The following is a 24,354-nucleotide window of genomic DNA, read 5'->3' on the forward strand; positions in this document are numbered from 1 at the left end:
GAAGCTGTTTCCCGAATAAGACACACTGCTTGGAAAACAACTTAGAATATTCGAACACTATTGACTTTGACCTGGTCGAAATTCACTGAATCCATGGCGGGGTGGAGACGGGAACAAAGATGGGGCGGCAAAGACTTCGGGTACTGCTGGCTACGGCAGCGATAGTCTGTCCAAGCATGGCATTCGCTGAGCCGGTTCAGCGGACGCCGCCCGTTGCCGGATCGGTAATCGCCCGCAAATCCGGTGAGGAAGTTCGCTTCGTCGATGTCTCCAACTGGCGCTTCGTCGATCTCGCCCAGGATTTGCTGTCCGGAGACGTGCTGCGCACCAACGCAACCGGCGCGCTTGCGGTTCTCTTTTCCGACCACACGCAGATCCGGCTCGGCCGCAACACGGCCCTGCGCGTCAAGCGCATGGGGGCGGATGGCGACACCAATCTCGAACTGCAATCGGGCACGATCTGGGCACGTGCGGAACGCGGCGGACAGGGCCTGGCAATCGATACGCCGGCCGCAACGGCCGCCATTCGCGGCACCGACTGGACATTGACCGTTGGCCCTGACGGCAAGACCTCGCTGATCGTGCTCGAAGGCGTCGTCGAACTCAGCAACGCACAAGGCAGCGTCACGGTTGCCCAAGGCGAAGGCGCGGTCGCGGCAATCGGTAAGGCGCCGTCCAAGGTGGTGGTCGTCAATCCGAAGGATCGCGAGCAGATGCTTTTCCATCTGTCGCTGCGCGATTCCTTCGTCTGGATGCCGGCGACGCCGCTTCGCGTGCCCGACATGCGTGGGGAACGCGAACGCATCGAGGGCAAGCGTCCCGAGTCGCGCTCGGTCGAAGACTGGCTGACGCTCTCTGAAATCTACCTGACACTCGACGGCCGCCAGAAGGCCCAGGCAGCTCTGGCCGAGGCGCGCCGCGGACGGCTCGGCGCAACACAGCAGGCGCGCGCCGATCTCATCGATGCCCTGATCGCCGGCTCGGAAAAGCGTTATGACGATGCGGCAAAGCTTTTTGCACACTCTGCCCGCGGACTTGATGCCAAGCGGCGTTCCATCGCTGCCTATGGTGGCTATTTCGCCCGGGCGCTTGCCAATCCGAATCGGGTCGAGGCACCGCCGCAGGGTACGACCGGTGCCTATGGCGCGATGGCCAAGGCCTGGACCAACGGTTTCCGCGACGATATCCGCGCCGCCATCGAAACGCTCAAGCAAGCCGAGCGCCAATATCCCGATGATCCTACCCTGCCGGCCGCCCGCGCGCGCTTTGCGCTGCTGCTCGACGACCGGGAACAGGTCCGCGATGGCATCGCGAAGGCGCTTGCCATCGACCCTGCGGACCCGACTGCGCTCGAAGCCCGCTCCGACTACCGCTACCATTACGAAAACGACCTTGATGGCGCGCTGGCGGACCTGGAGGCTGGGCTGAAGACGGCTCCGGGTTCCTCCTCCCTCTGGAACTCGCTTGGCCTGGTTCAGGGACAAAGGGGCGACAACCGCGCAGCAGAAAGGGCCTTCAAGCAGGCGATCGCACTTGATCCCAGCGACCCGGTATCCCACGCTAATCTCTCGATCCTCTATCTCGACGAAAACCGGATGAAGGAAGCGAAGGCTGAGATCGACGCGGCCCTGGCCGCCGACCCGTCCTTCGACATCACTCTGGTCGCACGCGGGCGCTACCACATGCAGACGGGCGATCTGGACAAGGCCCTGAACGACCTGCTCGCCGGTTCGACCGCCAATCCCGCCTACTCCAACGCCCAATTGCTGCTGGCGGGCGCCTACTACGAAAAGGGCGACCGCATCCCCGCCGCGCAAGCGCTCGACAATGCCGATCGCCTTGATCCGAACGATCCGGTCATCATGCAGATGCGGACCGCCATTGCGATCGACGAATATGATTCCGACGCGGCGATCCGATATGCCCAGGAATTGATGCGCCGAACCCGGGCGCGCGGCGGCGAAAGTGCGGCCCTTGGCGCCAACCAGGACGCCGGCTCGACGCTCAACGACGCCTTTCGTCTGCAGGGGCTCAACGTCTGGGGGCAATATTACGGCGATGTGGTCTTCGATCCGTTCACGGGATCGAGCTATGTCGACCAGGCGATCCACGGCAGCGTCAATCCGCTGTTCAACGACTATGATTTCGACGGCAGCCCGGTCGTCAACACCGCCAACCCGCAGAGCTTCTCCGCCTTCTTCCAGGGCCTGCTGATCGAACCGCATATGCTGGCAAGCCGCGAACGCACGGCCAATATCGTCCAGCGGCCATTCTTTGAAGCAGCACTTGGCGGCGGCATCATTGCCGACAACGATCACACCGGCTGGATCGGCGAGGCGGAACTACGCGGGCTCACTTTCTCGCCCTTCCCGATCAGCGTCTACGGCAACCTCCATTGGGAGGAGCCGCGCGATACCATCGACTTCGCGCAGGGTCTGGCGATCGAGCGTGAAACGCGCCTGCTCGGCGGCAACGGCTATCTGACCGCCTCGCCGACACCGGACGACCGGATCGTCGCCTATGCCAATTACGGCAAGTTCGATGACGACAAGAGTGTCCTCGACTATCCGACCACGAGCCTCGACAACCTCCTCCATGACAAGGCCGATAGACTTTTGTCCGGCGTCGCCTGGAGCCACACCTTCGGCTACCGCAACATCGCCAATGCCGCCCTTTTCTTTTCTGATCGGGATGTCGTGGAAAACGAGAAGGTCAGCGCCTCCCGCGTCGGGCTACCGGACCTTGCCACGAGCCGCAGCGAGGAAAAGCAGAAAACCTATATCGCCGCCATCAATCACCTCTACGGAGACGGCGACTTCACGTGGCGCTACGGGATCGAAGGCGGCGTTGTTCGCTCCGACAGTTCGTTCGACATCTTCGATCCGTTTGCGATGAGGGTCGGCAGCAACAACACCCCCTTCATCGGATCCGGCTCGACATCCGCGGCGCAGACCGTCGCCAAGGCCTATATCGATACAATCTACGAAATCACGCCGGACCTGAAGGCAGAAGGCGCGCTGTTTGCCCGCTACATCGAGGATGCCAACGACGGCAACATCCGGCTCGAACCGAAGCTCGGCATCGCCTGGGCGCCCGCGGAGGGTCATTGGTTGAGGGCCGCCGCCATGCGCGATGGCTTGAACTTCGATGTCGCCACCCTCGCTCCGATCGGCATCGTCGCCCTGCAGCCCAACCAACTTCGCTTCGGTGCAGAAGGTTACGCCGACACTCTGGCGTTCCGCTGGGACGCGGAGTGGAACAACTGGCTTTTCACCGCGCTCGACTACCAGCACCAGGAGGTGCGCGAACTGTCGCTCAATGTCCCGCTGTCCCCCATCAATCTGGACTACGCCAAAGTGGGGCTGGACCGGGTCGCGGCGACCGCGAACTTTGCAATCGGCCACGGTTTCGGCCTTTCCCTGACGGCGGCCCATACGGAAGCCGACGTCAGGGAAAACACCGTCAATCAGTTGGACGAGCTTCTCTTCGTACCCGAAAACACCGGCCAGGTGGCGCTGACTTGGGTCAACACCGCAAACGTGAAGGCAACGATCGCCGCAAACTATATCGGCTTGCGACCGGCCGGCGGGGTGACACTCGACGACTTCTGGACGCTCGACGCATCGCTGCAATGGGAGCCCTTCGACAAGCAGATCGAAGTCGATCTGGCGGCATTCAATCTGCTTGACGAGGACTTCGAGCTCAGAAGCGGTCTCCCCGGTTGGGGACCGACGTTCAAGGGCACAGTCAAGGTGCGGTTCTGATCAAGGAGCACGTCGCCGTGCAGGCATCGGGCGGCCGATACGGACAGTTGGATGCTCGTCGCCTCGCGTTGCGGCGGCTGAAGCTTCTGGGTCTTGCCGCCTTCGTCAGCATCGCGCTTTCGCTTGCGACCTTGTCCAATGCCTGGCTGCTCAACGAATTGCGCAGCTTCGACTATCTGTCGACCATCGGCACACCGCCACTGCCCGAAAACAGCCCCGTCGTCGTCGCCATCGACGAACCCTCGATGGCCGAGATCGGCCGGCAGTGGCCGTGGCCACGCGCGCTGCACGCCCGTCTCATCGAAGCGCTGCGCAAGGCCGGCGCCCGCGCGATCGGCATGGACGTCATTTTCGCCGAGCCGTCGGCCGATCCGGTGAACGACGACGAGCTGGAAAAAGCTCTTGATACCGGCGTCGTCCTTGCCGGCGACCAGACGCTGGTGGAAGCGCCGCAGGCCGACCAGTTCGTGCGCACCGAGCCCCTTGCCCGCTTCACCGCCAAGGGGGCAAGAACCGGGATTGCCTCGGTCAACCTTGGTGGCGACGGCACGCTACGCTCCATCCCGGACTATCCCGACGGCTTTGCCGCCGTTCTGGCCGGGATCGCCGGCACGCGGACGCAACCTCCCCCGACCGATGCCCTCATCCAGGTCTTCGGACCGGCGCGAACCTATCCGACCGTCTCCTATTACCAGGCGCTCGATCCCACCAATTTCCTGCCGGAAGGTACCTTTCGCGATCGGGTGGTCCTCGTCGGGCTCAGCTTGCAGAACGCTCCGTCGATTGCCGATGGGGGCGCGGACGCATTCGCGACGTCCGATACCGTCCATTCGAACAAGCTCGTTTCCGGCGTAGAGATGCAGGCGACGATCTACGACAACCTTGCGCACGAACTCTACGTCCAGCGGGCTCCACGACCCGTTGTGATCGCGGCGATCGCGTTTGCGGCGATCCTCGCCGCCTTCGCGGTGCTCAGAACAACGGGGTGGCGCACGCTCGGATCCACCGTTGTCGCGCTGAGCCTTATTGTGCTGGCAAGTTATGTGGCCATGCGCCTCGGGCATGTCTTCCTCTCGCCGCTCGGCCCGGGGCTCGCCTTCCTGACCGTGGCCGCCGGCCAGGCCGGGCTTGACTATGCCGAAGAGCGCCGACGGCGCCATGAAATCACCCGCGCCTTTCAGCAGTACCTTTCCCCCGCCCTTGTCGAACGACTGGCGAAAGACCCGTCGCATCTGAAGCTCGGCGGCGAACGCCGCACGCTTTCGATCCTCTTCTGCGACATCCGCGGCTTCACCACCATCGCTGAGGAGATGAAGGACGATCCTGAGCGGTTGACGACACTCGTCAACCGCCTACTGACGCCGCTGTCGGATGCGGTGCTGAAACAGGGCGGAACCATCGACAAATATATCGGCGACTGCCTCATGGCCTTCTGGAATGCGCCGCTTGACGACCCCGACCATGCGGTTCACGCGGTGCGCGCAGCGCTCGACATGCTTAAAGCGCTCACGCGGGTCAACGAGGAATTGGAGGCTGAGGCGAAGCGGGAGCGGCGGCCCGCGCAAACGCTGCGGATCGGCATCGGCATCAACACCGGCGAGTGCGTCGTCGGCAACATGGGTTCGCACCAGCGCTTCGACTATTCCGCCCTCGGCGATGCGGTCAATCTCGCATCGCGTCTCGAAGGGGCTTCCAAGGACTACGGCATCTCGCTGCTCCTCGGCGAAGAAACTGCGCGTCTCGTGGAAAAAACCTTCCCTATCGCCGAACTGGATCGGATTACCGTCAAGGGACGCAGCACCGTATCGCCCGTCTTCACCGTCACTGTCGGCGCTAAGAAGGAAGCGCTTGAGCGGCACCGGTCCTTCGTGCAAGCCAAGTATGATGGCGCGCTTCTGGTGGATGATGCGGTCTTCGACCAACTGAAGAATGCCCTGCCGCCGCTCGCACGCTACTACGAGCGCGAGCGCAGCCGTCTCGTTGTCCGTTAACGACCGAAGTAAGCCGTTTCCGGTTCAGTGGAGGCCGCCCACTCCCAGCAGCCGTTCGACGGCATCGTGGTCTCTGGCGAGCGCTTCCGGCGTTCCACTCCAGGCGATGCGCCCGCGCTCGAGCACGATCACCTGATCGGCAAAGTCGAGGGCGCTCTGGATGCGTTGTTCGACCAGCAGGATGGTCATGTCGCCGGTCTTCGCCAGTTCGGCAAAGGCCTTCATCAGTTCCTCGCAGATGACGGGTGCCAGCCCCTCCAGCGGTTCATCGAGCAGAAGGATCGAGGGCCGCCCGAGGATTGAACGCGCCGTCGACAACATCTGCTGCTCGCCGCCGGAAAGCTGGCTGCCGAGGTTTCTTCGCCGCTCGTGAAGCCGCGGAAACATGTCGTAGGCTTCCTGGATGGCGCTCTTCGGACGGTTCTTGAGCCCGACGAACAGGTTCTCCTCGACGGTCAGCGTCGGGAAGACGCAGCGCGCCTGCGGCACGAAGCCAAGCCCTTGCATGGCGCGCGAGGCGCTCGGCAGCGCGGTCACATCGGTACCGCCCATGCGGATGCGTCCGTCATAGCGTCGCGTTTGGCCGGCAAGGGTCGCAAGCAGGGTCGTCTTGCCCATGCCGTTGCGGCCAAGAACGGCAAGCCGGGCGCCCGCCGGAACGGCAAAGGACACGCCTTCGAGCACGCGCGTCGGGCCGTAGCCCGCGGACAGGTTTTCCACCTCAAGCGGCGTGGCTGGCATTGGCATAGCTCCCCAGATAGGCTTCCCGGACGCGCGGGTCCTTGGTGACCTCCGACGGCGAACCGTCGAAGATGATCGCGCCCGCAGCCAGCACCACCACGCGCTTGGCAAAGCGGAAGACGAGATCCATGTCGTGCTCGATCATCAGCACGGCGAGGTCGGCAGGCAGATCGGCCAGCGCCTGCTCGATGCGGCCGGTATCGCTTTGCGGCACGCCGGCAGCTGGCTCGTCGAGCAGCAGCACCCTCGGTTTCAGCGCCAGGGCGACGGCTATCTCCAGCAGTCGCTGCTGGCCATAGGCGATCTCGCTCACCTTGCGGTGCATCAGTTCCTTGAGGCCGAGCTTGCCGAGAAGTTCCTGAACCTCGGCCATGACATCGGACATGCCGAGAAAATTGCCGAAGAGACGACCGGCGCGGCCGCTCCGCTGAAGCACGGCAAGCGCAACATGCTCGGCCGGCGTCATGTCGGCAAAAAGCCGCGTCACCTGGAACGAGCGCACAAGCCCGCGCCGAACGCGGCCAATCGCGTCGACGCCGGTCACGGGCTCGCCGGCGATGCGCACTTCGCCTGAGTCAGGCCGAAGGTTGCCGGTAACGAGATTGACGAACGTCGTCTTGCCGGCACCGTTTGGGCCGATCAGCGCCACCCGGTCTCCCGGCGCCATACTGAGGCTGACATCGTTGGTGACCGCAAGGCCACCGAAGGCGCGCTTCAAATTGCGGACTTCGAAGATCGGCTGCATCACTTGGCCTCCCGGCGGCGGGCAACGAAGGCGGCCGCGGTGCCGTAGAGGCCCTTCGGCGCGAACAAGACGACGGCGATCAGCAGCGCACCCACCATCGTCAGCCAATGGAAGGGGTTGGCGGCCGAGACCACATCCTCGAAGAACATGAAGACCACCGTGCCCGTCAGCGCGCCGAAGAGGGAGCCGGTGCCGCCGAGCACCAGCATGACAAGGCTCTCGGCCGACATCGTAAAGGAGAGGCTGTCGAGGCCGACGACCTGGGTTGAGATCGCGTTCAGCGCCCCGCCGACGCCGGCAACGGCGCCGGATATCACGTACATTTTCGTCAGCGCGATCTTCGGCGACGCGCCCATGGAGCGGATGCGGACCGGATCTTCCTTGATGCCACGACACAGCATGCCGAAGGGCGAACGCACGATCAGCCGCAACAGCACGAAGACGATGGCGAGCAACACGACGCCGAAGACGTAGGCCGTGCGGCCCCAGAGGTCGAACTCATAGAGTCCGAGGAGCGCAGTCGGCGCGATCCCGGAAAGGCCGTCGCTACCGCCGGTCCAGGACGATGCCTTGTTGGCGAACTCGTGGAAAAGGTGGATGAGCGCGATCGACAAAACCAATTGCGGAAGACCGTGGGCGCGCAGGATCACGACCCCGCAGATAAGCCCCGCAACCGCACCGGCCACGATGCCGAACGCCAGCATGGCAAGCGGATCGTTGATGCCGTAATGCGCCGAGGCAATGCCCGCTGCATAGGCGCCGGCGCCGAAGAGGGCAGCGTGCCCGAGTGTCGCGACGCCGCAATAGCCGGTGACGAGATCCAGCGACAGCACCAGAAGTGCCGCGGCGATGATCCGGGTCAGAAGCGCCAGATTGTTGGGAAAGAGGAAATAGCCGATCACCGCGACCAGCAGGATGATCGCCACGCCGATGACGTCTCCACCGCCGAAACGCCGGCGCGCTGGGGATGCCGCAATCATGTCGTTCGTCGTCGTCATGGTCATCCCTTGGCCCTCCCGGCGAGCCCGCGCGGAAAGACGCAGATGATCGCGATCACGGCCAGATAGAAGAAGAACTCGCCGAATTCCGGCATGAGATAGCGACCGGTCGTATCGATCGCGCCGAGCAGCAGGCAGGCGACGAGCGCACCCGGGATCGACCCGGCACCGCCGACGGAGACGACGACCAGGAAGGTCACCATGTAGCGCAGCGCATAATAGGGCTCGACCGGAAGCAACTCGGCGCCGACGACGCCGCCGAAGGCGGCGAGCCCGACGGCAACCGCAAAGCTCACGGCATAGACGATCTCCGTGCGCACCCCGAGGGCGGCAGCCATCGCCGCATTGTCGACCGAGGCACGCAGCTTCACGCCAAAGGCGGTCTTTTCGATCGCGTACCAGAGGCCGGCGGCAACCGCGAGGCCGCAGACGATTGCGAAGATGCGGTGCGTGGCGATCGCCCGGAAACCGAGATCCACCGATCCCTGCAATTCGCTCGGCAACGGCACCGTCTTCAACGTCGGGCCGAAGACGTAGTTGGCGATTCCGATAATGCAGAAGGTGATGCCGATGGTCATCAGCACCTGGGTCAGTTCCGGCGCGCCATAGATGCGCCGGTAGAGCAGGCGTTCGATGGGCACGGCAATAACGATAGTGCCGAAGATCGCAAGCAGCACGGCAAAGCCATAGGCAAGGCCAAGATCGCGGGCCGCATAGGAGGCGATGTAGCCGCCGATCATGGCAAAGGCGCCGTGCGCCAGATTGACCACGCGCATCAGGCCCATGGTCACCGAAAGGCCGATGGAGATGACGAAGAGCACCATGCCATAGGCAAGGGCATCGATCGCAATGCTGAGGACGGTTTGCATGGGGCTATCCGTGCCCTTTCTTCCAGTTTTTGCTGCGCCGGATTCGGGGCGCATTATATGCGCGGAGCGCTACTCCTGCGCCAGCACTGTGACGTCGCGGGCGGGCACATGGCTTCGTTCATGGGCGCCGCTGATCAGCGCATCATCGGTGTCGGCAGGCGCTGTGCGCCCGCCCCAACCTGCCTACTTCAGCGCAGCGAGACCGGGGTCGCCCTGCTTCTCGAAGGTCTGGATTTCCTTGTTGTAGTAGGTGCCGTCATCAGCCTTGGCGACTTCGCGCAGGTAGATGTTTTGCGTGATGTGGCGTGATTCCGGATCGATCGTCACGGGGCCGCGCGGGCTTGTCCAGGAGAAACCCTTTACGGCCTCCACTGCCTTGGCCGCATCCTGCTCGCCACCGGTCGCCTCGATCATCTTGTAGATGACATGCATGCCGTCATAGGCACCGACCGAAGGGAACGAGAGTTCGGCCGGATTGCCGATCGCCTTGCCGGCTGCTTCGACGAAGGCCTTGTTCTCAGGCGAGTCATGCGAAACCGCGTAGTGGAAGGTCGTCTGGATGCCGAGCGCTGCCTCGCCGAGTGCCGGCAGGTCGGATTCCTGCGTCAGGTCGCCGGGGGCGAAGAACTTGATGCCGCCGTCCTTCAGGCCGTTCTCCTTGAAGGCCTTGACGAAACCGAGCGTCGTCGGACCGGACGGCAGGAAGGCGAACACGCCCTCGGCGCCCGAATCCTTGATGCGCTGCATGATCGGCGAGAAATCATTGGTCGCGAGCGGCATGCGGATCGCCTCGACGACCTGACCGCCGGCCGCCTCGAAACCCGCCTTGAAGGCGTTCTCGGCATCGACGCCCGGGCCGTAATCGCTGACGACCGAAATGACCTTGGAAACGCCGGCGTCCTTGGCAACCTTGGCGATCGGCGTCGAAGTCTGCCAGGTGGTGAACGAGGTGCGCACGACGAGCGGGCTCTTCGTAACGATTGCCGAGGTTGCCGCGTTCATGATGACGAGCGGCACGTTCGCCTGGGTAAGGAGCGGCGTTACCGCCATGGCATCCGGCGTGAAGTAGAAGCCGGCGAGATATTGCACGCCTTCTTTCACCACCAGTTCCTGTGCCAGCGCCTTCGCCTGGGCCGGATCGGCCTGCGGCACGTCGCGATAGATGATCTCGATATCGTCGTCGCCGACCTTGCTGCCGTTCAGCGACATATAGGCATCGATGCCAGCCTTGAAGTTCTTGCCCTGAAGCGCGAACGGACCGGAGAATGGCCCGACAACACCGATCTTGATCGTGTCGGCATAGGCCGCGCCGCTCATTGCCAAAGCCGCGATCGCAGCCAGAATCATCCGTTTCATGTTTCCTCCCTGCGACGCCGATCGCTCCCGAACCCGCATCGTCCTCACAAACCCCGTTGATTTGATAGGCGTCAACTTGCCATGCCAAACGGTGATGTAAAAATGAAATATGGGGCCAAAATCATAATCGGGGAGTTATGTTTCCTGCGAGATCGGGTCCAGCCGCCGGGCGCGTATTTAACGGCGATGCGCGCCACGTCGACGAAAACAGAATGACGACGCCGCCCCTATCGGCTGCAAGGTCGCGTCCATGATGGCTTTGGCGCTATGCTTCAACCTGCCAACGGGACAGGCCAACCCGCATCAGGTTTCCGATGCGGGTTGGCGGTATCTTGGGATGAAACGAAAATCTGCACGCGAGCGCGTTCAGCCGGCACGCATGGCCGCGTCGATGGAAGCCGACAGGATCTCCAGTCCGAGATCGATCTCTCCGTCCGAAACGGTCAGTGGCGGAGCGATGCGAAAGACGCCGCCCATCCCGGGAAGCTTGACGATGTTCATGCTGAGACCGCGCCGCATCGCCTCCTCCATGACCCTGGCACCCAGATCGAAGCCCGGAGCCTTCGTCTGCCGGTCAGCGACAACTTCGAGCCCAAGGAGAAGGCCGCGGCCCCTGATATCGCCGACACATTCGAACCTTTGTTGAAGCGACAGGAGACCCCTGCGCAACAGCTCGCCGCGCGCGATCGCCTGTTCGACCAGGCCGTCACGTTCGACCACGTCGAGCACCGTTACGCCGACTGCCGCTGGCAGCGGATCCGAGACGTGGGTGGTATAGAAGAGGAAGCCCCTTTCATGGGCCTTTTGCTCGATCTCCGCCGTCGTCATGACGGCGGCAAGCGGCAGCCCGGCGCCCAATGTCTTCGACAAGGTGAGAATGTCGGGCGTCACGCCGTCACGCTCGAAGGCGAACATATGCCCAGTCCGGCCGATGCCCGTCTGGGCCTCATCGAGGATCAGCAGCATGCCCCGTTCCTCGCACTTGCGCTTGAGCGCGGCGAGGTAGCCCGGCGGAAGTTCGAGGATCCCTCCGCTCGAAAGGATCGGTTCTGCGATGAACGCCGCGAGGCTGCCCGTCGACTGCCGGTCGATCAACGAGAAGGCATCGTCGAGCTCCGTCTGCCAATCATTGCTCCCATCCGGGTGGGTGAACCGCGGCCGGTAGGCGTTCGGCGCCGGGATCACGAACGAGCCGGCGGCGGCGGGACCGTATCCCTTTCGGCCGGCGCTGTAGGTCGCTGAGGCGGCGGCCCCCGTCATTCCGTGCCAGCTCTGCGCGAAGGCGACGACCTCGTGGCCGCCGGTCACCAGCTTCGCCATGCGAATGGCCGCCTCGTTCGACTCAGCGCCCGTTGTCAGAAGCTGAACCCGGTCGAGCCCCGGCGCAAGCGCGGCAAGGCGCGTGGCGAGCTCGACGACGGGCCGCGACAGCATGCCGCTGAAGAGATGGGCGACCGTCCGCATTTGCCGGTCGACGGTCGCAACAATGTCAGGGTGAGTATGGCCGAGAACACCGCTCATCTGTCCGGAGGTGAAGTCCAGAACGGCGCGACCGTCCGCATCATAGACGAAGCTTCCCTCCGCGCGTTCCACGATGATCGCCTCGAAACCGGACCCATAGCGCGTGAGATGTTTGTTGGCGGAGGCCCAGAAAGCAGGATCGGAATTCAGCGACATCAGATTGCTCCTCGTTGGCGGTTCTCAATGGCTAGTGGGAGTTATGGCCTCATGCAAATTGATAGTATTCCGCTCCGATATTGGATATTTTGATATCATGAGAAATCTCGATCTTGCCTTGCTTCGAAATTTCGCCGTCATCGCGCGGGCGGGCTCAATCAGCCTTGCCTCCCTTCAGGTCGGGCGAACGCAATCGACGCTCAGCATGCAGATGCAGCGTCTGGAGGACTTTCTCGAGCAGGCGCTCTTCCATCGCACCGGATCCGGCGTACGGCTGACCGCGGCCGGTGAAAAGCTGCTGGCCCATGCCGAACATCTTCTCGCCGGGCACGATGAGATCCTGGCGGAGATGGAAGGCAACGGTCTCAAAGGTTCCGTGACCCTGGGATGCCCGGAAGATTATTCAATCGCCTTTCTCCCAGGGATCATCGAGCGCTTTCTCGATCAGCACCCGGAGGTCGAATTGCGCATGGTCTGCGCACCGACCACGGAACTGCGCCCAATGTTGCTGCGGCGGCAAATCGATCTGGCGCTCGTGTCAATTGCCGATGTTTCAAACGGCGAGACCATTCGCACCGAAGACTTCGTGTGGGTCGGCAAGGCTGCAGAACCGGAGATCCTCGACCGTGTCTCCCTGCCCTTAGCCTTGTCAGCCCCGACGACGCTCGACTACCGGACAGCCTGCGACGCGATGGAGGCGGTCAATCGTCGGTACCGCGTCGCCTTTGCGAGCAACAGCCTTGCCGGTCTCATCGCATTTGCCCGATCCGGCCATGCGATCAGTGTTCTAACGAGAACCGCCGTCCCCTCCGACCTGCACGTCATTTCGGCCGGATTGCCGAAGCTCCCGACGATCGGCATTGCGCTCGAATTTGCCGAACTTCGCCCGTCATCCGCGGTGAAGGCACTCGCGGACCACGTAAGAACCGTGTTGCCCACCATTTGAAGGTGTCGCGTGGGGTGGTCACCACCGAGAATCGTCGGCCAGTTTGAGCGCGGTGGTTCCCAGGCGCGTGGCTGCCGCCCGCAGCGCACCGGTTTCATATCCTGAGAACCCGAGGATGAGGCCTTCGGCGTCGCGTCGCTCCATGAAGGTTTCGGACAGAAGCACCGCTTCGATTTTCGCTTCCGCCCGGATCAATTGCGACAGGCCCGGCGCGAGCCCGTCGCGCGGCCGGACGATCATGTGAAGGCCCTGTTCCGGGACATCCGAGCACAGTGTCCCCCGGGATGTGGCGTTGACAATTTCAGCCAGTTGATCGCGGGCGACACGATAGCGCCTCTGGCTCTTGCGCAAATGGGACGCGACCGATCCATCCGCCAGGAGATCGGCCACGGCGTTCTGCAGGAAAACCGGCATGAACCGGTCGAAGGCGGCGCGACGCGCCAACACCCGTCCCAATGCGCCTGGAGGCACCACCACGTAACCCAGCCGCAACCCCGGAAACAGCGTCTTGGCGAAGGTCCCGAGATAGACGACGCGGTCCGGCGCAAGCCCTGCCAGTGCCGTCAGCGGAGGACCTGAATAGCGGAACTCGCTGTCGTAGTCGTCCTCGAAGATCCAGGCGCCAGTCGCGTCAGCCCAATCGATCAGCGCCACACGTCGGTCCATCGCCATTTTCACACCGGTCGGAAACTGGTGCGAAGGGGTGACATAGGCAGCCCTGGCGCCAGGGTTTCGTGCAAAACCCGCTGCAACATCGATCCCTGCCCCGTCGACCGGCACCGGCACAAGCCGCACACCTGCTGCCATCAGTGTCGAGCGCGACACGCCATAGCCGGGCTCCTCGACCCAGGCACAATCTCCCGGCGCAAGCAGTGCGTCGACGCACAGCCTCAGCCCGTGCTGGGTGCCGCTGACGATCACCACACAGCCTGGATCGCAACGGATGCCTCGGTTGACGGCCAGGAAGTCTGCGATCTGTCGGCGCAAATGCAAGCTGCCGCGCGGGTCGCCATAGGCAAGGTCGTCGACGCTCGCCTCCGCGATATGACGCCGGGTGGCCGCAGCCAGCCGTGCAAGAAAAGCCGGCTCCACATGGGTCTGGCCGAGAGCGAAGGGCGACCGGCCGCCAAAGGCCAGCGGGATATCCGGTGCCGTTGCAATGGACGGCGGTGTCGGCAGGCTGGACGAGACATAGGTGCCCGAGCCGTGACGGGCCTCGATCAGTCCGTCGCTCGCGAGATGCTCATAGGCCGCAACGATCATATTGCGGCCTATGCCAAGTTGGGCGGAAAGCTCGCGGCTCGACGGCAGACGGGAGCCGGGCGCCAGCAAACCGTCGACGATGGCGGCACGCAACCCACTGTGGACCCGAAGCGCCTGGTTGCGGATCGAGCGATCAAGTTCGATCGGCGGGAAGGCCGATCCCTGTCTTGGAAGAGAAGTGGTTGGCATGAAGATTACAAAAGTGGACCTATTTCAAACCAGTCTGTTCATGCGAACCTTCAGGATGCAAGCCTGAAAGGAACCAGCCGTGACCGAACATTCCACGCCCGCCTACCCCGTCGATACGGTCAACCGCGTCAAGCGCCGCCATGACCGTGGTTTCTACGACCACGAGACGGTGCACAGGCTGCTCGACGCGGCGGCACTCGCCCACGTCGCCTATGTCATCGACGGCCAACCCTTCTGCACGCCGACGCTCTTCTGGCGTGAAGGGCGGCACCTCTACTGGCACGGCAGCAGCGCCAGCCGCATGCTGCGCAACCTGTCGGCGGGCGAGCCGGCCTGCCTGACCGTCACACACCTCGACAGCCTCGTGCTTGCCCGCTCCGGCTTCAACCATTCGGCCGATTACCGCTCGGTCATGGCTTTCGGAACCGCCCGCCTGGTCGAGGACCAGGAGGAGAAACTGCGTGCCCTGACGATGATGGTGGACCGGCTCTTTCCGGACCGCACCGCGACCCTGCGCCCGAGCACTGCTCAAGAGATCAAGGCGACCGCTGTCATCGTCATGGAAATCGAACGGGCCTCAGCAAAGATCAGGGCCAAGGGTATCGCCGACGATGAGGAGGACTACGATCTGCCTGTTTATGCGGAGCGCCTTCCTGTGCACACCATTTTGGGCGCACCCGAACCCTGCTCGCGCTTGCCGCACGGCGTCGCGCGGCCCGAGACGCTTTCTCCCTATCGATTGGGTCGCCCGCTGGAAGAGGCGCTAACGGAAGCCTACATCGCCGCCTATGCCAACGAAGCGGACGACTAACGGCGCTCTATCCTGTTTCCCGAAAGCGTTGCGCCGCTCTATCGCTTTGCCTGCGCGGCCCGGGCGGGCCAGCCGGAGGTGGTTTCGCGAACCACCAAAGGCCCGTCGACCTTTATGGTCATCGGACGCATGTGTTTTCCGTGGATCGCCATGTCGATCAGGATCTCGGCGGCCCTCTGTCCCATCTCGTAGTTCGGCAGCACCAGCGTCGAGAGCGGCGGATGGGTGTAGCGCGCTAGTTCCTAGTCGTCGTAGCCCATGACCGAAAGATCGGCGGGCACACGAAGCCCCTTCTCCTGTGCCGCCTCCATCACGCCGATCGCCATCAGATCATTGCCGCAGAAGATGGCGGTCGGCGGGTTTGGCATGGAGAGCAGGTCCAGCCCGGCCTCGTAACCGCGTAGCGGCAGCCAGTCGCCATCGCGCACAAGCGTCTCGTCGAAGGCGATGTCGGCGGAAGCGAGCGCCTGCTTATAGCCTTTCAGGCGGTCCATGGCCGCGTCCATCCAGCTTTCACCATTGATGAAGCCGATGCGCTTGTGACCGAGGGCCGTCATCCTGAACTTCGAAAACGGTCTCGGCTGGATTTCGCTCTCCGCCTACTGGCAATCGGTCATCCGCGGCGCTTTCCTGCTCGTCGTGGTCGTGCTTCAGGCCAAGCTGATGGCACGGCACCGAAGTGCCTAGCCCGGTCGCCCCGCAGACTGCCTCGCCCGCCAGATCCGTCTCACGAGGCGGCTCGGTCGACCCCGCTTTGCTTCCCCCGATCATCAGGCGGCGAGAAGCTCCCGGTCACTCGGACGGTTGACTATCGCGCGCCCAAGCATTCTGAATGCCTCTCGTCAAAGTGGAAATGACTGCATCGGACCACCCGCATGAATGAGATACGTCACCCTAGTGAAACGACCGCGACGGCGGCCTCTCTCTCGGAGCCGGAGAAGAACGTCATCATCGGGGGAGTCCTTCTCGCGATGCTTCTGGCCGCACTCGACCAGACGATCGTGGCACCCGCCATGCCTACGATCGGCAAGACCCTCGGACACAGCGACTATCTGCCCTGGGTCGTGACGGCCTATCTCCTGACCGCGACGGCCATGGCTCCCCTTTATGGCAAGATCTCCGATATTCACGGGCGACGGCCGACGATCTTCGCCGCCGTGATCATCTTCCTTGCGGGATCGCTGATAAGCGCGCTGGCGCCGAACATGCTGACGCTGATCATCGGCCGCGCGGTCCAGGGCCTGGGTGGCGGCGGTCTCTTCGCCCTCTCGCAAACGGTGATCGGCGACCTCGTCCCACCACGCGAGCGCGCACGCTATGCCGCTTGGATTTCCGGAACATGGGCCGTGGCAAGCATCGCCGGGCCGCTTTTGGGCGGCACCTTCGCCGAACATCTCCATTGGTCGTTGATTTTCTGGATCAACATCCCGCTCGGCCTTGCGGCCCTGGCGATCATCAGCAATCCGTTGAAGAAACTGCCTGTTATAACCAGGGCGCACCGGATCGATGGAGCAGGCGCCACATTGCTCGTCGCCGCGATCGCGCTTCTGCTGCTGGCGCTGAATTGGGGCGGCAGCCGCTATGCATGGCTTTCGCCGGAGATCGCCGGTTTGCTCGGCTGTTCGGCGCTTCTCTGGGGTGCGTTCGCCTTGCGCCTTCGGCGCGTGACCGAGCCTCTGATTTCGCTCGAAGTGCTCAGCAATCCGATCGTGCGTTATGGAACCCTGGCGATGTTTCTGGCGCAGGGCGCCAATGTCGGCCTTTCAGTCTACCTCCCGGTCTACGCGCAATCGTTCCATGGCCTCTCCGCCGGTGGCTCGGGGCTGATCATGCTCGGCCTGTTGCTTGGCACCGTGTTCGGAGCAACGACCAGCGCGCGGACGATACCGCGCCTCGTCCACTACAAGCGAATGGCACTCGTCGGCAGCATCCTCAGCTTCCTCTGCCTGGCGGCGCTCGCCGCTCTCGCCGGGCGAACAACCCTATCGGTGCTGGTGCTATTGACCTCGGGCGCGGGCTTCGGCTCCGGCATGACGTTTCCGGTCGCGACCATTTCCGTGCAAAACGCCGTCGACCAGGCGCATCTCGGCGTGGCAACCGGCGTCCTGACCTTCCTGCGATCGCTCGGCGGCGCCCTTGGTGTCGCGATCCTCGGCGCGATCGCGCTCGGCAATGGCCTACCGCTGGGTGGTGAAGCCATTCAGGCGATCAGTGCCACGACCGCCTCGGCACTGCCATTCGCCTATATTTTCGCCGCTTGCACCGCGGCGATGGTGCTGTCGCTCGCGATGTTCCATCTGATGCCGGAAAAGCCGCTGCGCGGCCGCGCCGAAACAGAGATACCCGCCGCCATCGATTAGTGGCACCGCAGAAAGCGCGCGGGCGTTTACCAATCGGTGAGACAGGGCCTGTTTTCAGATCGCGCGATGACAGAGCGAAGGCGCCCCGGAGTTGCCGCGGCGCCTTCGTCGTTTGATCGTTCGGCTGGCTCTTCCTCTCAAGCAAGAGCTTTCAGGAAAAGACTAGCGCAGCGGGAAGGCGACGGGGCGGATCGGTGCGGCATCAGCCCCGCGGAACTTGAGCGACGCGCCGACAAAGACGAACTCGTAGATCCGGTCCTTCGACAACTCTTCGAGATTGATGAGCTCGATGATCGGCGCGCCCTGCTGGGCCAGCAGATAGGTGTGAACCGGGATGTAGTTGTTTTCGGTTTCTGCCGGAAACGCTTCGAAGCTCAGGTTGTCGGCACCGACGACCATGGCGCCGCCGTCTTCGACCAGGAACTTCGCCGCATCGATGCTCAGCCCGGGTGGGTTGCTCATATAGGCGGACTTGTCTTCGTAGTGCTGCATACGCCCCGTGCGGATCAGTGCCACGTCGCCTTGCTGGAGCTTGACGCCCTGGCTGTCGAGCGCCTCCAGCAGGTCCTTGCGGGTAATGCGGTAGTTCTCCGGCAGCATCTGCATGCCCTTCGCCGCCGCGACATCGATCAGGACGCCGCGCGCAACAATCGGCGGCAGTTTCTCCGCGCCGGTGACGGTCCAGCCCTGGTCTCCGAGGTGATCGGCTGCCGCATAACCGTTCCATATCTTGCCGTTCAGGCCGAAGTGGTTCAGCGCATCGATATGCGTGCCCATATGCGCGTACATCGAAACGGCCGAGCCGGAGTAACTGACGTGCTGGTTCATCTCTTTGCCGACCTTCATCGGGTCAGAAACCGTTGTTCCGTGCGGCGTGTGGGTCATCCACATCTGGTATGGCGGGTCGCCGGCCGCCTCCCAGCTTGGCATGCCGATGAAATACTCCACCGCGAGGTCGTAGGACTTGGCACCCTCGATGCGCGATAGGATCGCAGCCCGTGAGGCGGGCGTGATCAGGTTGAGGCGCCCGATTTCGTCCTTCGGCCCCCAGGGGCTCTTGCCGACCTCCTGCGCGAAGGCCGCGCTCCCCAGCAATCCGGCCACGAGAGAGACCGCCACTGTGCGGCTGAACGTTGCGGTGTTGAACATGGTGAACTCCTTTTCTGCATTGCCTGAACATCAGGAAGCTGAGCTCACCTTATTGCTGGCGGCATCTCGAATAATCAGCGATATGGAGAATAGATATTTAACTCTGGAGAAATTATGGATCTGTTGGCCGCCATGCGGGCGTTTCGGCGCGTCGTTGAGCTTCAAAGCTTCAACAAGGCGGCCGAGGAGCTCAGACAATCGAATGCGTCGATCAGCAAGCAGATCCGGCAACTCGAGGAACGCCTCGGCACCGTGCTCATTCTGCGCACCACCCGGCGCATGAGCCTCTCAGAGACCGGGCGTGGTTACTTCGCCGAGTGCTGCAGGCTCCTCGACGAACTCGACCAGCTGGAGCGTTCGACATCGGGCGAAGCCGGTGAGATCAATGGCCGGCTGCGGATCAACGCTCCCCTCTCCTTCGGGCTGACGGTCCTTGCGCCGATGCTGGCCCGCTTCATGGCGCTGCATCCGCAGTTGAAGGTCGACATGACGCTCGACGATCACGTGCTCGACGTCGTCTCGGAGGGGTTCGATGTCTCAATCCGCGTGCGCGCAGCCCTTGCGGATTCATCGCTGATCGCCAAGCGGCTCGGCGAGGTCGAACAGATCATCTGCGCCGCGCCCGCCTATCTGTCGGCCAGGGGTACGCCGGCAAGCGTGGGCGAACTCAAGAACTATGATTGCCTCCGCTACCGGCTCGCCGACCAGGCGGGAAGCTGGATCGTGGAAGGTCCCGACGGCAGGTCGAGCATCGAACTGCCTGCACGCTTCGTCGTCGACAACAGCCTGATGCTGAGCGAGATGGTCCAGGCCGGCATCGGTATCGGCGCCTTGCCATCCTTCATTGCCAACCCGCTGCTCGCCCAAGGCAAGCTCGTGCGGATTCTGCCGCAACACAAACTTGCTGAGCGCGGCATCTATATCGTCTACCCAACCAATCGATTGCTGCTGCCGAAGGTAAAGGCCTTTGCCGATTTCGTCGCCGGCGAGATCCGGCTGGCCGGGCTCTAGACTAGGAGGAAAGGTCGCCGGCCCACACGCCCCCATCGCGCCGCTCCGAATGAATACCGTCACAGTTGTTACTCCCGCCATTTGATCCGCGGTGCCAAACTACCCTCGATGACGGCACGACGACCTGCATCCCGGCGCTCTCACCCGTGCGACGCAGGCTTCGTCTAAAACGAGGAGATTGAAAGCCATGACCAAGACAGTCGAGAATGCAACCGACCAGCCAGCCATGCAGAAGCCGCAGGTGGTCTCGCAACAGGCCTGGGAAGAGGCGCGCCAGAACCTGCTCGTCAGAGAGAAAGCACACACGCATGCTCGCGATGCGCTTGCTGCAGAGCGCCGGCGCATGCCGTGGATGGCGGTCACGAAGGAATATGTCTTCGAGGGCCCCGAGGGCAAGGAAAGCTTGCTTGACCTCTTTGCTGGCCGGCATCAGTTGATCGTCTACCGCGCCTTCTACGAGCCCGGCGTCTATGGCTGGCCCGAGCACGCCTGCCGCGGCTGCTCCATGGTCGCCGACCAGGTTGCCCACCTTGCCCATCTCAATGCCCGTGACACCACTCTGGTCTTCGCTTCGCGGGCGCCGCAGGCCGATATTGCCCGGCTGAAGGCGCGCATGGGCTGGACGATGCCGTGGTACACCATCACCGACAGCTTCGACCTCGATTTCGGCGTCGACGAGTGGCACGGCCACAACGTGTTCTTCCGCGACGGCGACCGGCTGTTCCGTACCTACTTCATCAACAACCGCGGTGATGAGCAGATGGGCGGCACCTGGAACTATCTCGACATCACGCCGCTCGGCCGACAGGAGGTCTGGGAGGACTCTCCCCAAGGCTATCCCCAGACGCCGACGTACAAGTGGTGGAACTGGAACGACAGCTATGTCGAAGGCGCCGCGCCCGATCGGCGCTGGGTCGAGGTCTCGGACGCCGGCGAGGCCGCGATGCGAAACCAGGACGCGAGCTCGGTACGATGAGCGCGAGCCTCTCTGCGGGCGCGCGGGAGGTCCACCGGACGGCAGCACGGAGGGCGGCCGATGGGCTCGCCCTCGCGGCATCGCCGACCTTCGCGCTCATGGCGATTTCGACCGGCGCATGGGGCGCCGATGTCGGACAAATGTTATGTGCCAGCGAGCAGGGACTGAAGATTGGCGGGATGACCGTGATGTACATCTTCATGAGCGTCTTCCACCTGACCCCATGGCTGCGGCTTCTCCAAACCGGCAAGCGCGAAGCAGCCTAGAGGCGGCCGGTCGACATATCCCCTGGCAAGGCACCGTATCGGCCCTACTTGAAGGTGAAGTGGGGCCGATGTTGCAGACACTCAAAAGGTGTGGAAACGACCAGGACCATATGTCCCTGATATCGACGAATGGGCATGCTGTTGATTCTGAGAGGTCGTGACCTCTTTGGATTGAAGCAGGGAACGGCTTCCGCAAAGCAGATCCGGCCGCCCACGAACAGCATCGTCTATAACGGCTGCCGGGTAATGCCGCGTGAGAACGGTCCCGATAGCAGTATTTGATCGAATCGGGAAAACGAACTTGAGTGTTGCAACACCTCAGCCGACGCCAAAACGTTTCAAGCTGCGCCTGATGCCATCGCTGGTCGGCGCCCTCCTCTGCGCCGCCGCCCTTGCGTCGTCGCTATACTATCTCGTTGGTCCCCAAAACGTCCCCTCGGAAGTGGCGGCGATCGATCCGTCAGGGGCTCCGACAGGTGCAGGCGCTTCCCCGAACCAGCCGAGCTTCGAGATCCTCTACAGCAACGGTGATCAGGGTCTGATGGTGTACGAGGGCTACGTCTATGTCGTGCGACTCGGTGACAAGTTGCCGAACGGCCGTCGTATGATCGGTTTCCAAAAACGGGACGGAAACTGGAACGCGGTGACGCTTTGAGGCCTTCTGCCGGGCGCGCGTTGTGGATGTTAACTGTTTGTTAACGCTCCCTTGCGAGGCAGAAAGAACCCCCATTTAGCCACGGTTGCCACCCAGGGCGAACTGGCGCAACTCTTTGTTAAAGAGTCGTGAATCAGTGCTTTGGATGGTGCAGAATGATTAACAAGAAGCTACAGGATGAACTGGTCGAGCTCGATGAGAGACCTGCGCTCGAGAGCCGCTCGGTGATGAGCGAACGGGCGGTCCAGGGCATCCCGCTCGCGATCGAGGCGGTCATCGGTCGCGCCAGGCTGACGGTCTCACAGATTTCAAAACTCCACCCTGATGATACGATCCACCTCGACCGCGATTTCGGCGATCCGGTCGAACTCAAGGTCAACGGGATGGTCATCGGTAGAGGAGAGATCGTCTATGACGAATCCAGCAACGCCGTCGGCATCAGGATTATCGATATATCGCCGATCGCGCAGCGCTAGTTTCAACGCCGCGCAATCCGCGCCGGAGAGACGCGGAGGCCCTTTTCTTCCGGCGTTGATCCGGTCTCCACGCGGTTCTCCGTCGATTGCCTGTGGATCAACAACCAGAACGCGCAAGGGTTAATAGGTTGTTAGGACATACCGAACAATTTTAGCCGCACAGGCAAAGCCTATCCTCTTTTAATTCCCGTCCGAGAGCCTTGTTCGGTGTGCCGGCTGGCAGACTGATCCCATAGCTTCGGGTGGCTTAGATCTGGATGCGTTCGGAATGACATTGATCTCTCTCGCCGTCCGGCTGAAAAGCCGGGCACATTTTTCCCTGAAAAGAAACGTCAGTGGCAAAAGCGGAGCGGTCGTCGGCATCACCCTGGGCCGGAGAGCGCAGGCAAAGCAACGGCTTGGCATCATCATCGCCGGCTTTGCCGTGATCTTTCTGGTGATCATGGGCCGCCTGATCCAGTACGGACTGGAAAGACCTGTCGCGACGGCGTGGATCAACTACACCAACCACGCTGTGGCCTCCCGCCCTGACATCGTCGATCGGCATGGGGAACTGCTGGCGACCGACGTCAACATGGTGTCGCTCTATGCCGAGCCGCGAAAGATCGTCGATGCGGACGAAGTCGTCGAGAAGCTCGCGACCGTCATTCCCAATCTCGATTGGCGCGATACGCACCGGAAGCTTCGATCCGGCACCGCCTTCCAGTGGTTGCGGCGGCAGCTCACGCCGCGACAGCAGGCGGACATACTGGCACTCGGCATTCCCGGCACCGGCTTCCGGCCGGAAAAGCGGCGCTTTTATCCGGGCGGATCGACGGCCTCGCATATCCTCGGGCATGTCAACGTCGACAATCAGGGCCTGCAGGGCATGGAGCGCTACATCGATCAGCAAGGACTTGCCCATCTCCGGGCGGCGGGATTGACCGGCAACACCCCGCTCGAGCCGGTCAAGCTCTCGATCGACATTCGCGTTCAGAGCATCGTTCGGGAAGCGGTTGCGCGCGCCATGATCGACTACCAGGCGGAAGCCGCCGGTGCCGTGGTCCTGGATGTGGAGAGTGGAGAAGTCATCGCGATGGCTTCGGTGCCCGACTACGATCCGAACCAGCCTTCGCGCACGCTGCCGGATGGCAATATCGACAAGGAATACGAAAAGGGCTGGTTCAACCGGATGAGCAATGCGACGTTCGAGATGGGCTCGACGTTCAAGAGCTTCACCCTGGCGATGGGCCTGGACGCCGGCAAGATCAGCCTCAACTCCGTGGTCGATGCATCGCGCCCCATCCGCATGGGCGGCTTCACGATCAAGGATTTTCGCGGCAAGTATCGCCCCCTCACCATTCCCGAGGTCTTTCAGTATTCATCCAATATCGGAACCGCCGCGGTCGCCGACATGGTCGGCATCGAGGGACATCAGGCCTTTCTAACCAAGCTTGGGCTTCTTTCCAAGATGGAGACCGAGCTGCCGGGCGTGGCAACGCCCACGCAGCCCCGGAGCTGGAAGAAGATCAATTCGGTGACCATATCCTTCGGACACGGCGTTGCGACCACGCCGCTCCAAACCGCGGTCGCTGCTGCCGCTCTCCTGAACGGCGGCACCCTGATCTCTCCGACGTTCCTTCCGCGATCCCCCGAGACGGCGAAGGCGCAGGCTCAGCAAGTCCTGCAACCGACGACGAGCGCCGACATGCGCTACCTTTACAACCGCAACGGCCAGCTGGGCTCCGGCCGCCACGCCCAGGTGCCCGGCTTCCATGTCGGAGGAAAGACGGGCACGGCGGACAAGGTCATCAATGGCCGATACGCCACAAACCTCAATTTCAATGCCTTTCTAGCGGGCTTTCCCATGGATAACCCGCGCTACATCGTCCTTTCGATCGTCGATGCACCGCTGACGGGCGAGAGAGGCGGCCGTCAGGCAGCGCACACAGCGGCGCCCGTCGTCCGGGAGATCATCAGTCGCGCCGGTTCCTTCCTCGGCGTCCAACCCCGCTTTGGACCCGAGCGCGAACCGCACCTGGTGGCGGACTTCTAAAGCGGTTTGCGGAAAGGAGGCGGTGACGCGGACCGGGAATGGACGCATCGCCGCACCCGCCACCCTTGGCTTCATG

19 protein-coding genes and 2 pseudogenes are annotated in these 24,354 nt (G+C 62.9%); 12 read left to right on the forward strand and 9 right to left on the reverse strand.

Going from position 1 to position 24,354, the window contains the following annotated elements; all coding sequences use genetic code 11:
* Positions 1-176: 176 nt before the first annotated feature.
* Together ACTJKE_RS31205 and ACTJKE_RS31210 are read left to right on the forward strand one after the other, a co-directional pair.
* The gene (locus ACTJKE_RS31205) at positions 177-3,764 is read left to right on the forward strand and encodes a FecR domain-containing protein (protein WP_440693438.1); all 3,588 of its coding nucleotides are present in this window, start codon (positions 177-179) and stop codon (positions 3,762-3,764) included.
* A gap of 17 nt (positions 3,765-3,781) precedes the next feature.
* Positions 3,782-5,755 carry a CHASE2 domain-containing protein gene (locus tag ACTJKE_RS31210; RefSeq protein WP_440639179.1) on the forward strand — a complete coding sequence of 658 codons (1,974 nt, stop codon included), beginning with the start codon at positions 3,782-3,784 and terminating at the stop codon, positions 5,753-5,755.
* 24 nt (positions 5,756-5,779) lie between these two features.
* On the opposite strand, the gene ACTJKE_RS31215 is transcribed toward ACTJKE_RS31210, so the two are convergent.
* The 6 genes from ACTJKE_RS31215 to ACTJKE_RS31240 form a co-directional block, all read right to left on the reverse strand.
* The gene (locus tag ACTJKE_RS31215; RefSeq protein ID WP_058323239.1) at positions 5,780-6,496 is read right to left on the reverse strand and encodes an ABC transporter ATP-binding protein; all 717 of its coding nucleotides are present in this window, start codon (positions 6,494-6,496) and stop codon (positions 5,780-5,782) included.
* Positions 6,477-7,241, reverse strand: a complete 765-nt coding sequence (locus ACTJKE_RS31220) for an ABC transporter ATP-binding protein (RefSeq protein WP_058323238.1) — start codon at positions 7,239-7,241, stop codon at positions 6,477-6,479. The genes ACTJKE_RS31215 and ACTJKE_RS31220 overlap by 20 nt, the downstream gene beginning before the upstream one ends.
* Complete coding sequence (locus ACTJKE_RS31225; RefSeq protein ID WP_156436923.1) at positions 7,241-8,245, reverse strand: branched-chain amino acid ABC transporter permease; 1,005 nt, start codon at positions 8,243-8,245, stop codon at positions 7,241-7,243. The genes ACTJKE_RS31220 and ACTJKE_RS31225 overlap by 1 nt, the downstream gene beginning before the upstream one ends.
* Complete coding sequence (locus ACTJKE_RS31230; protein ID WP_057251667.1) at positions 8,242-9,108, reverse strand: branched-chain amino acid ABC transporter permease; 867 nt, start codon at positions 9,106-9,108, stop codon at positions 8,242-8,244. Before ACTJKE_RS31230 ends, ACTJKE_RS31225 begins: the two co-directional genes overlap by 4 nt.
* A gap of 183 nt (positions 9,109-9,291) precedes the next feature.
* On the reverse strand, positions 9,292-10,464 hold the full coding sequence (locus tag ACTJKE_RS31235; RefSeq protein ID WP_113513081.1) for an ABC transporter substrate-binding protein: 1,173 nt from the start codon (positions 10,462-10,464) through the stop codon (positions 9,292-9,294).
* 366 nt (positions 10,465-10,830) lie between these two features.
* Positions 10,831-12,141 (reverse strand): aspartate aminotransferase family protein, encoded by a 1,311-nt coding sequence (locus ACTJKE_RS31240; protein ID WP_440693440.1) that lies wholly within the window; start codon positions 12,139-12,141, stop codon positions 10,831-10,833.
* A gap of 97 nt (positions 12,142-12,238) precedes the next feature.
* On the opposite strand from ACTJKE_RS31240, the gene ACTJKE_RS31245 reads away from it, so the two are divergent.
* Entirely contained in the window at positions 12,239-13,087 is an 849-nt protein-coding gene (locus tag ACTJKE_RS31245) for a LysR substrate-binding domain-containing protein (RefSeq protein WP_440693442.1), read from the forward strand.
* Positions 13,088-13,105: 18 nt separating this feature from the next.
* Here ACTJKE_RS31245 and pdxR read toward each other — a convergent pair whose 3' ends face one another.
* A complete protein-coding gene (pdxR, locus tag ACTJKE_RS31250; protein WP_440693444.1) occupies positions 13,106-14,539 on the reverse strand; it encodes a MocR-like pyridoxine biosynthesis transcription factor PdxR in 1,434 nt (477 codons plus the stop codon).
* A gap of 79 nt (positions 14,540-14,618) precedes the next feature.
* On the opposite strand from pdxR, the gene ACTJKE_RS31255 reads away from it, so the two are divergent.
* Positions 14,619-15,350 carry a pyridoxamine 5'-phosphate oxidase family protein gene (locus ACTJKE_RS31255; RefSeq protein ID WP_113513085.1) on the forward strand — a complete coding sequence of 244 codons (732 nt, stop codon included), beginning with the start codon at positions 14,619-14,621 and terminating at the stop codon, positions 15,348-15,350.
* A gap of 38 nt (positions 15,351-15,388) precedes the next feature.
* Here ACTJKE_RS31255 and ACTJKE_RS31260 read toward each other — a convergent pair.
* Positions 15,389-15,907: pseudogene (locus ACTJKE_RS31260) on the reverse strand (substrate-binding domain-containing protein).
* Between ACTJKE_RS31260 and ACTJKE_RS31265 the strand changes: the two are divergent.
* Positions 15,906-16,037 (forward strand): annotated as a pseudogene (locus tag ACTJKE_RS31265) (ABC transporter permease); the annotation flags it as partial. The pseudogenes ACTJKE_RS31260 and ACTJKE_RS31265 sit on opposite strands and share 2 nt — an antisense overlap.
* Positions 16,038-16,225: 188 nt before the next feature.
* Positions 16,226-17,710 carry an MDR family MFS transporter gene (locus ACTJKE_RS31270; protein WP_440693446.1) on the forward strand — a complete coding sequence of 495 codons (1,485 nt, stop codon included), beginning with the start codon at positions 16,226-16,228 and terminating at the stop codon, positions 17,708-17,710.
* Positions 17,711-17,872: 162 nt separating this feature from the next.
* Here the strand turns inward: ACTJKE_RS31270 and ACTJKE_RS31275 are convergent, their stop codons facing one another.
* Positions 17,873-18,859 carry a cyclase family protein gene (locus ACTJKE_RS31275; RefSeq protein ID WP_082663614.1) on the reverse strand — a complete coding sequence of 329 codons (987 nt, stop codon included), beginning with the start codon at positions 18,857-18,859 and terminating at the stop codon, positions 17,873-17,875.
* Between the two features lie 114 nt (positions 18,860-18,973).
* Here ACTJKE_RS31275 and ACTJKE_RS31280 point away from each other — a divergent pair, with 114 nt between their 5' ends.
* The 6 genes from ACTJKE_RS31280 (at position 18,974) to ACTJKE_RS31305 (ending at position 24,278) form a co-directional block, all read left to right on the forward strand.
* A complete protein-coding gene (locus tag ACTJKE_RS31280; protein WP_440661603.1) occupies positions 18,974-19,870 on the forward strand; it encodes a LysR family transcriptional regulator in 897 nt (298 codons plus the stop codon).
* 187 nt (positions 19,871-20,057) lie between these two features.
* Positions 20,058-20,846: a DUF899 domain-containing protein gene (locus ACTJKE_RS31285; protein WP_440661602.1), complete on the forward strand. Its 789-nt coding sequence runs from the start codon at positions 20,058-20,060 to the stop codon at positions 20,844-20,846.
* The gene (locus ACTJKE_RS31290; protein WP_440661601.1) at positions 20,843-21,112 is read left to right on the forward strand and encodes a hypothetical protein; all 270 of its coding nucleotides are present in this window, start codon (positions 20,843-20,845) and stop codon (positions 21,110-21,112) included. Before ACTJKE_RS31285 ends, ACTJKE_RS31290 begins: the two co-directional genes overlap by 4 nt.
* Positions 21,113-21,413: 301 nt before the next feature.
* Positions 21,414-21,767 carry a hypothetical protein gene (locus ACTJKE_RS31295; RefSeq protein WP_113513097.1) on the forward strand — a complete coding sequence of 118 codons (354 nt, stop codon included), beginning with the start codon at positions 21,414-21,416 and terminating at the stop codon, positions 21,765-21,767.
* Between the two features lie 155 nt (positions 21,768-21,922).
* On the forward strand, positions 21,923-22,243 hold the full coding sequence (locus ACTJKE_RS31300) for a FliM/FliN family flagellar motor switch protein (RefSeq protein ID WP_057251683.1): 321 nt from the start codon (positions 21,923-21,925) through the stop codon (positions 22,241-22,243).
* Positions 22,244-22,511: 268 nt separating this feature from the next.
* The gene (locus ACTJKE_RS31305) at positions 22,512-24,278 is read left to right on the forward strand and encodes a peptidoglycan D,D-transpeptidase FtsI family protein (RefSeq protein WP_440661598.1); all 1,767 of its coding nucleotides are present in this window, start codon (positions 22,512-22,514) and stop codon (positions 24,276-24,278) included.
* Positions 24,279-24,354: the final 76 nt, after the last annotated feature.

Origin of the sequence: Ensifer sp. 22521 (assembly GCF_052044795.1) — a bacterium.
Taxonomy (GTDB): Bacteria; Pseudomonadota; Alphaproteobacteria; order Rhizobiales; family Rhizobiaceae; genus Ensifer.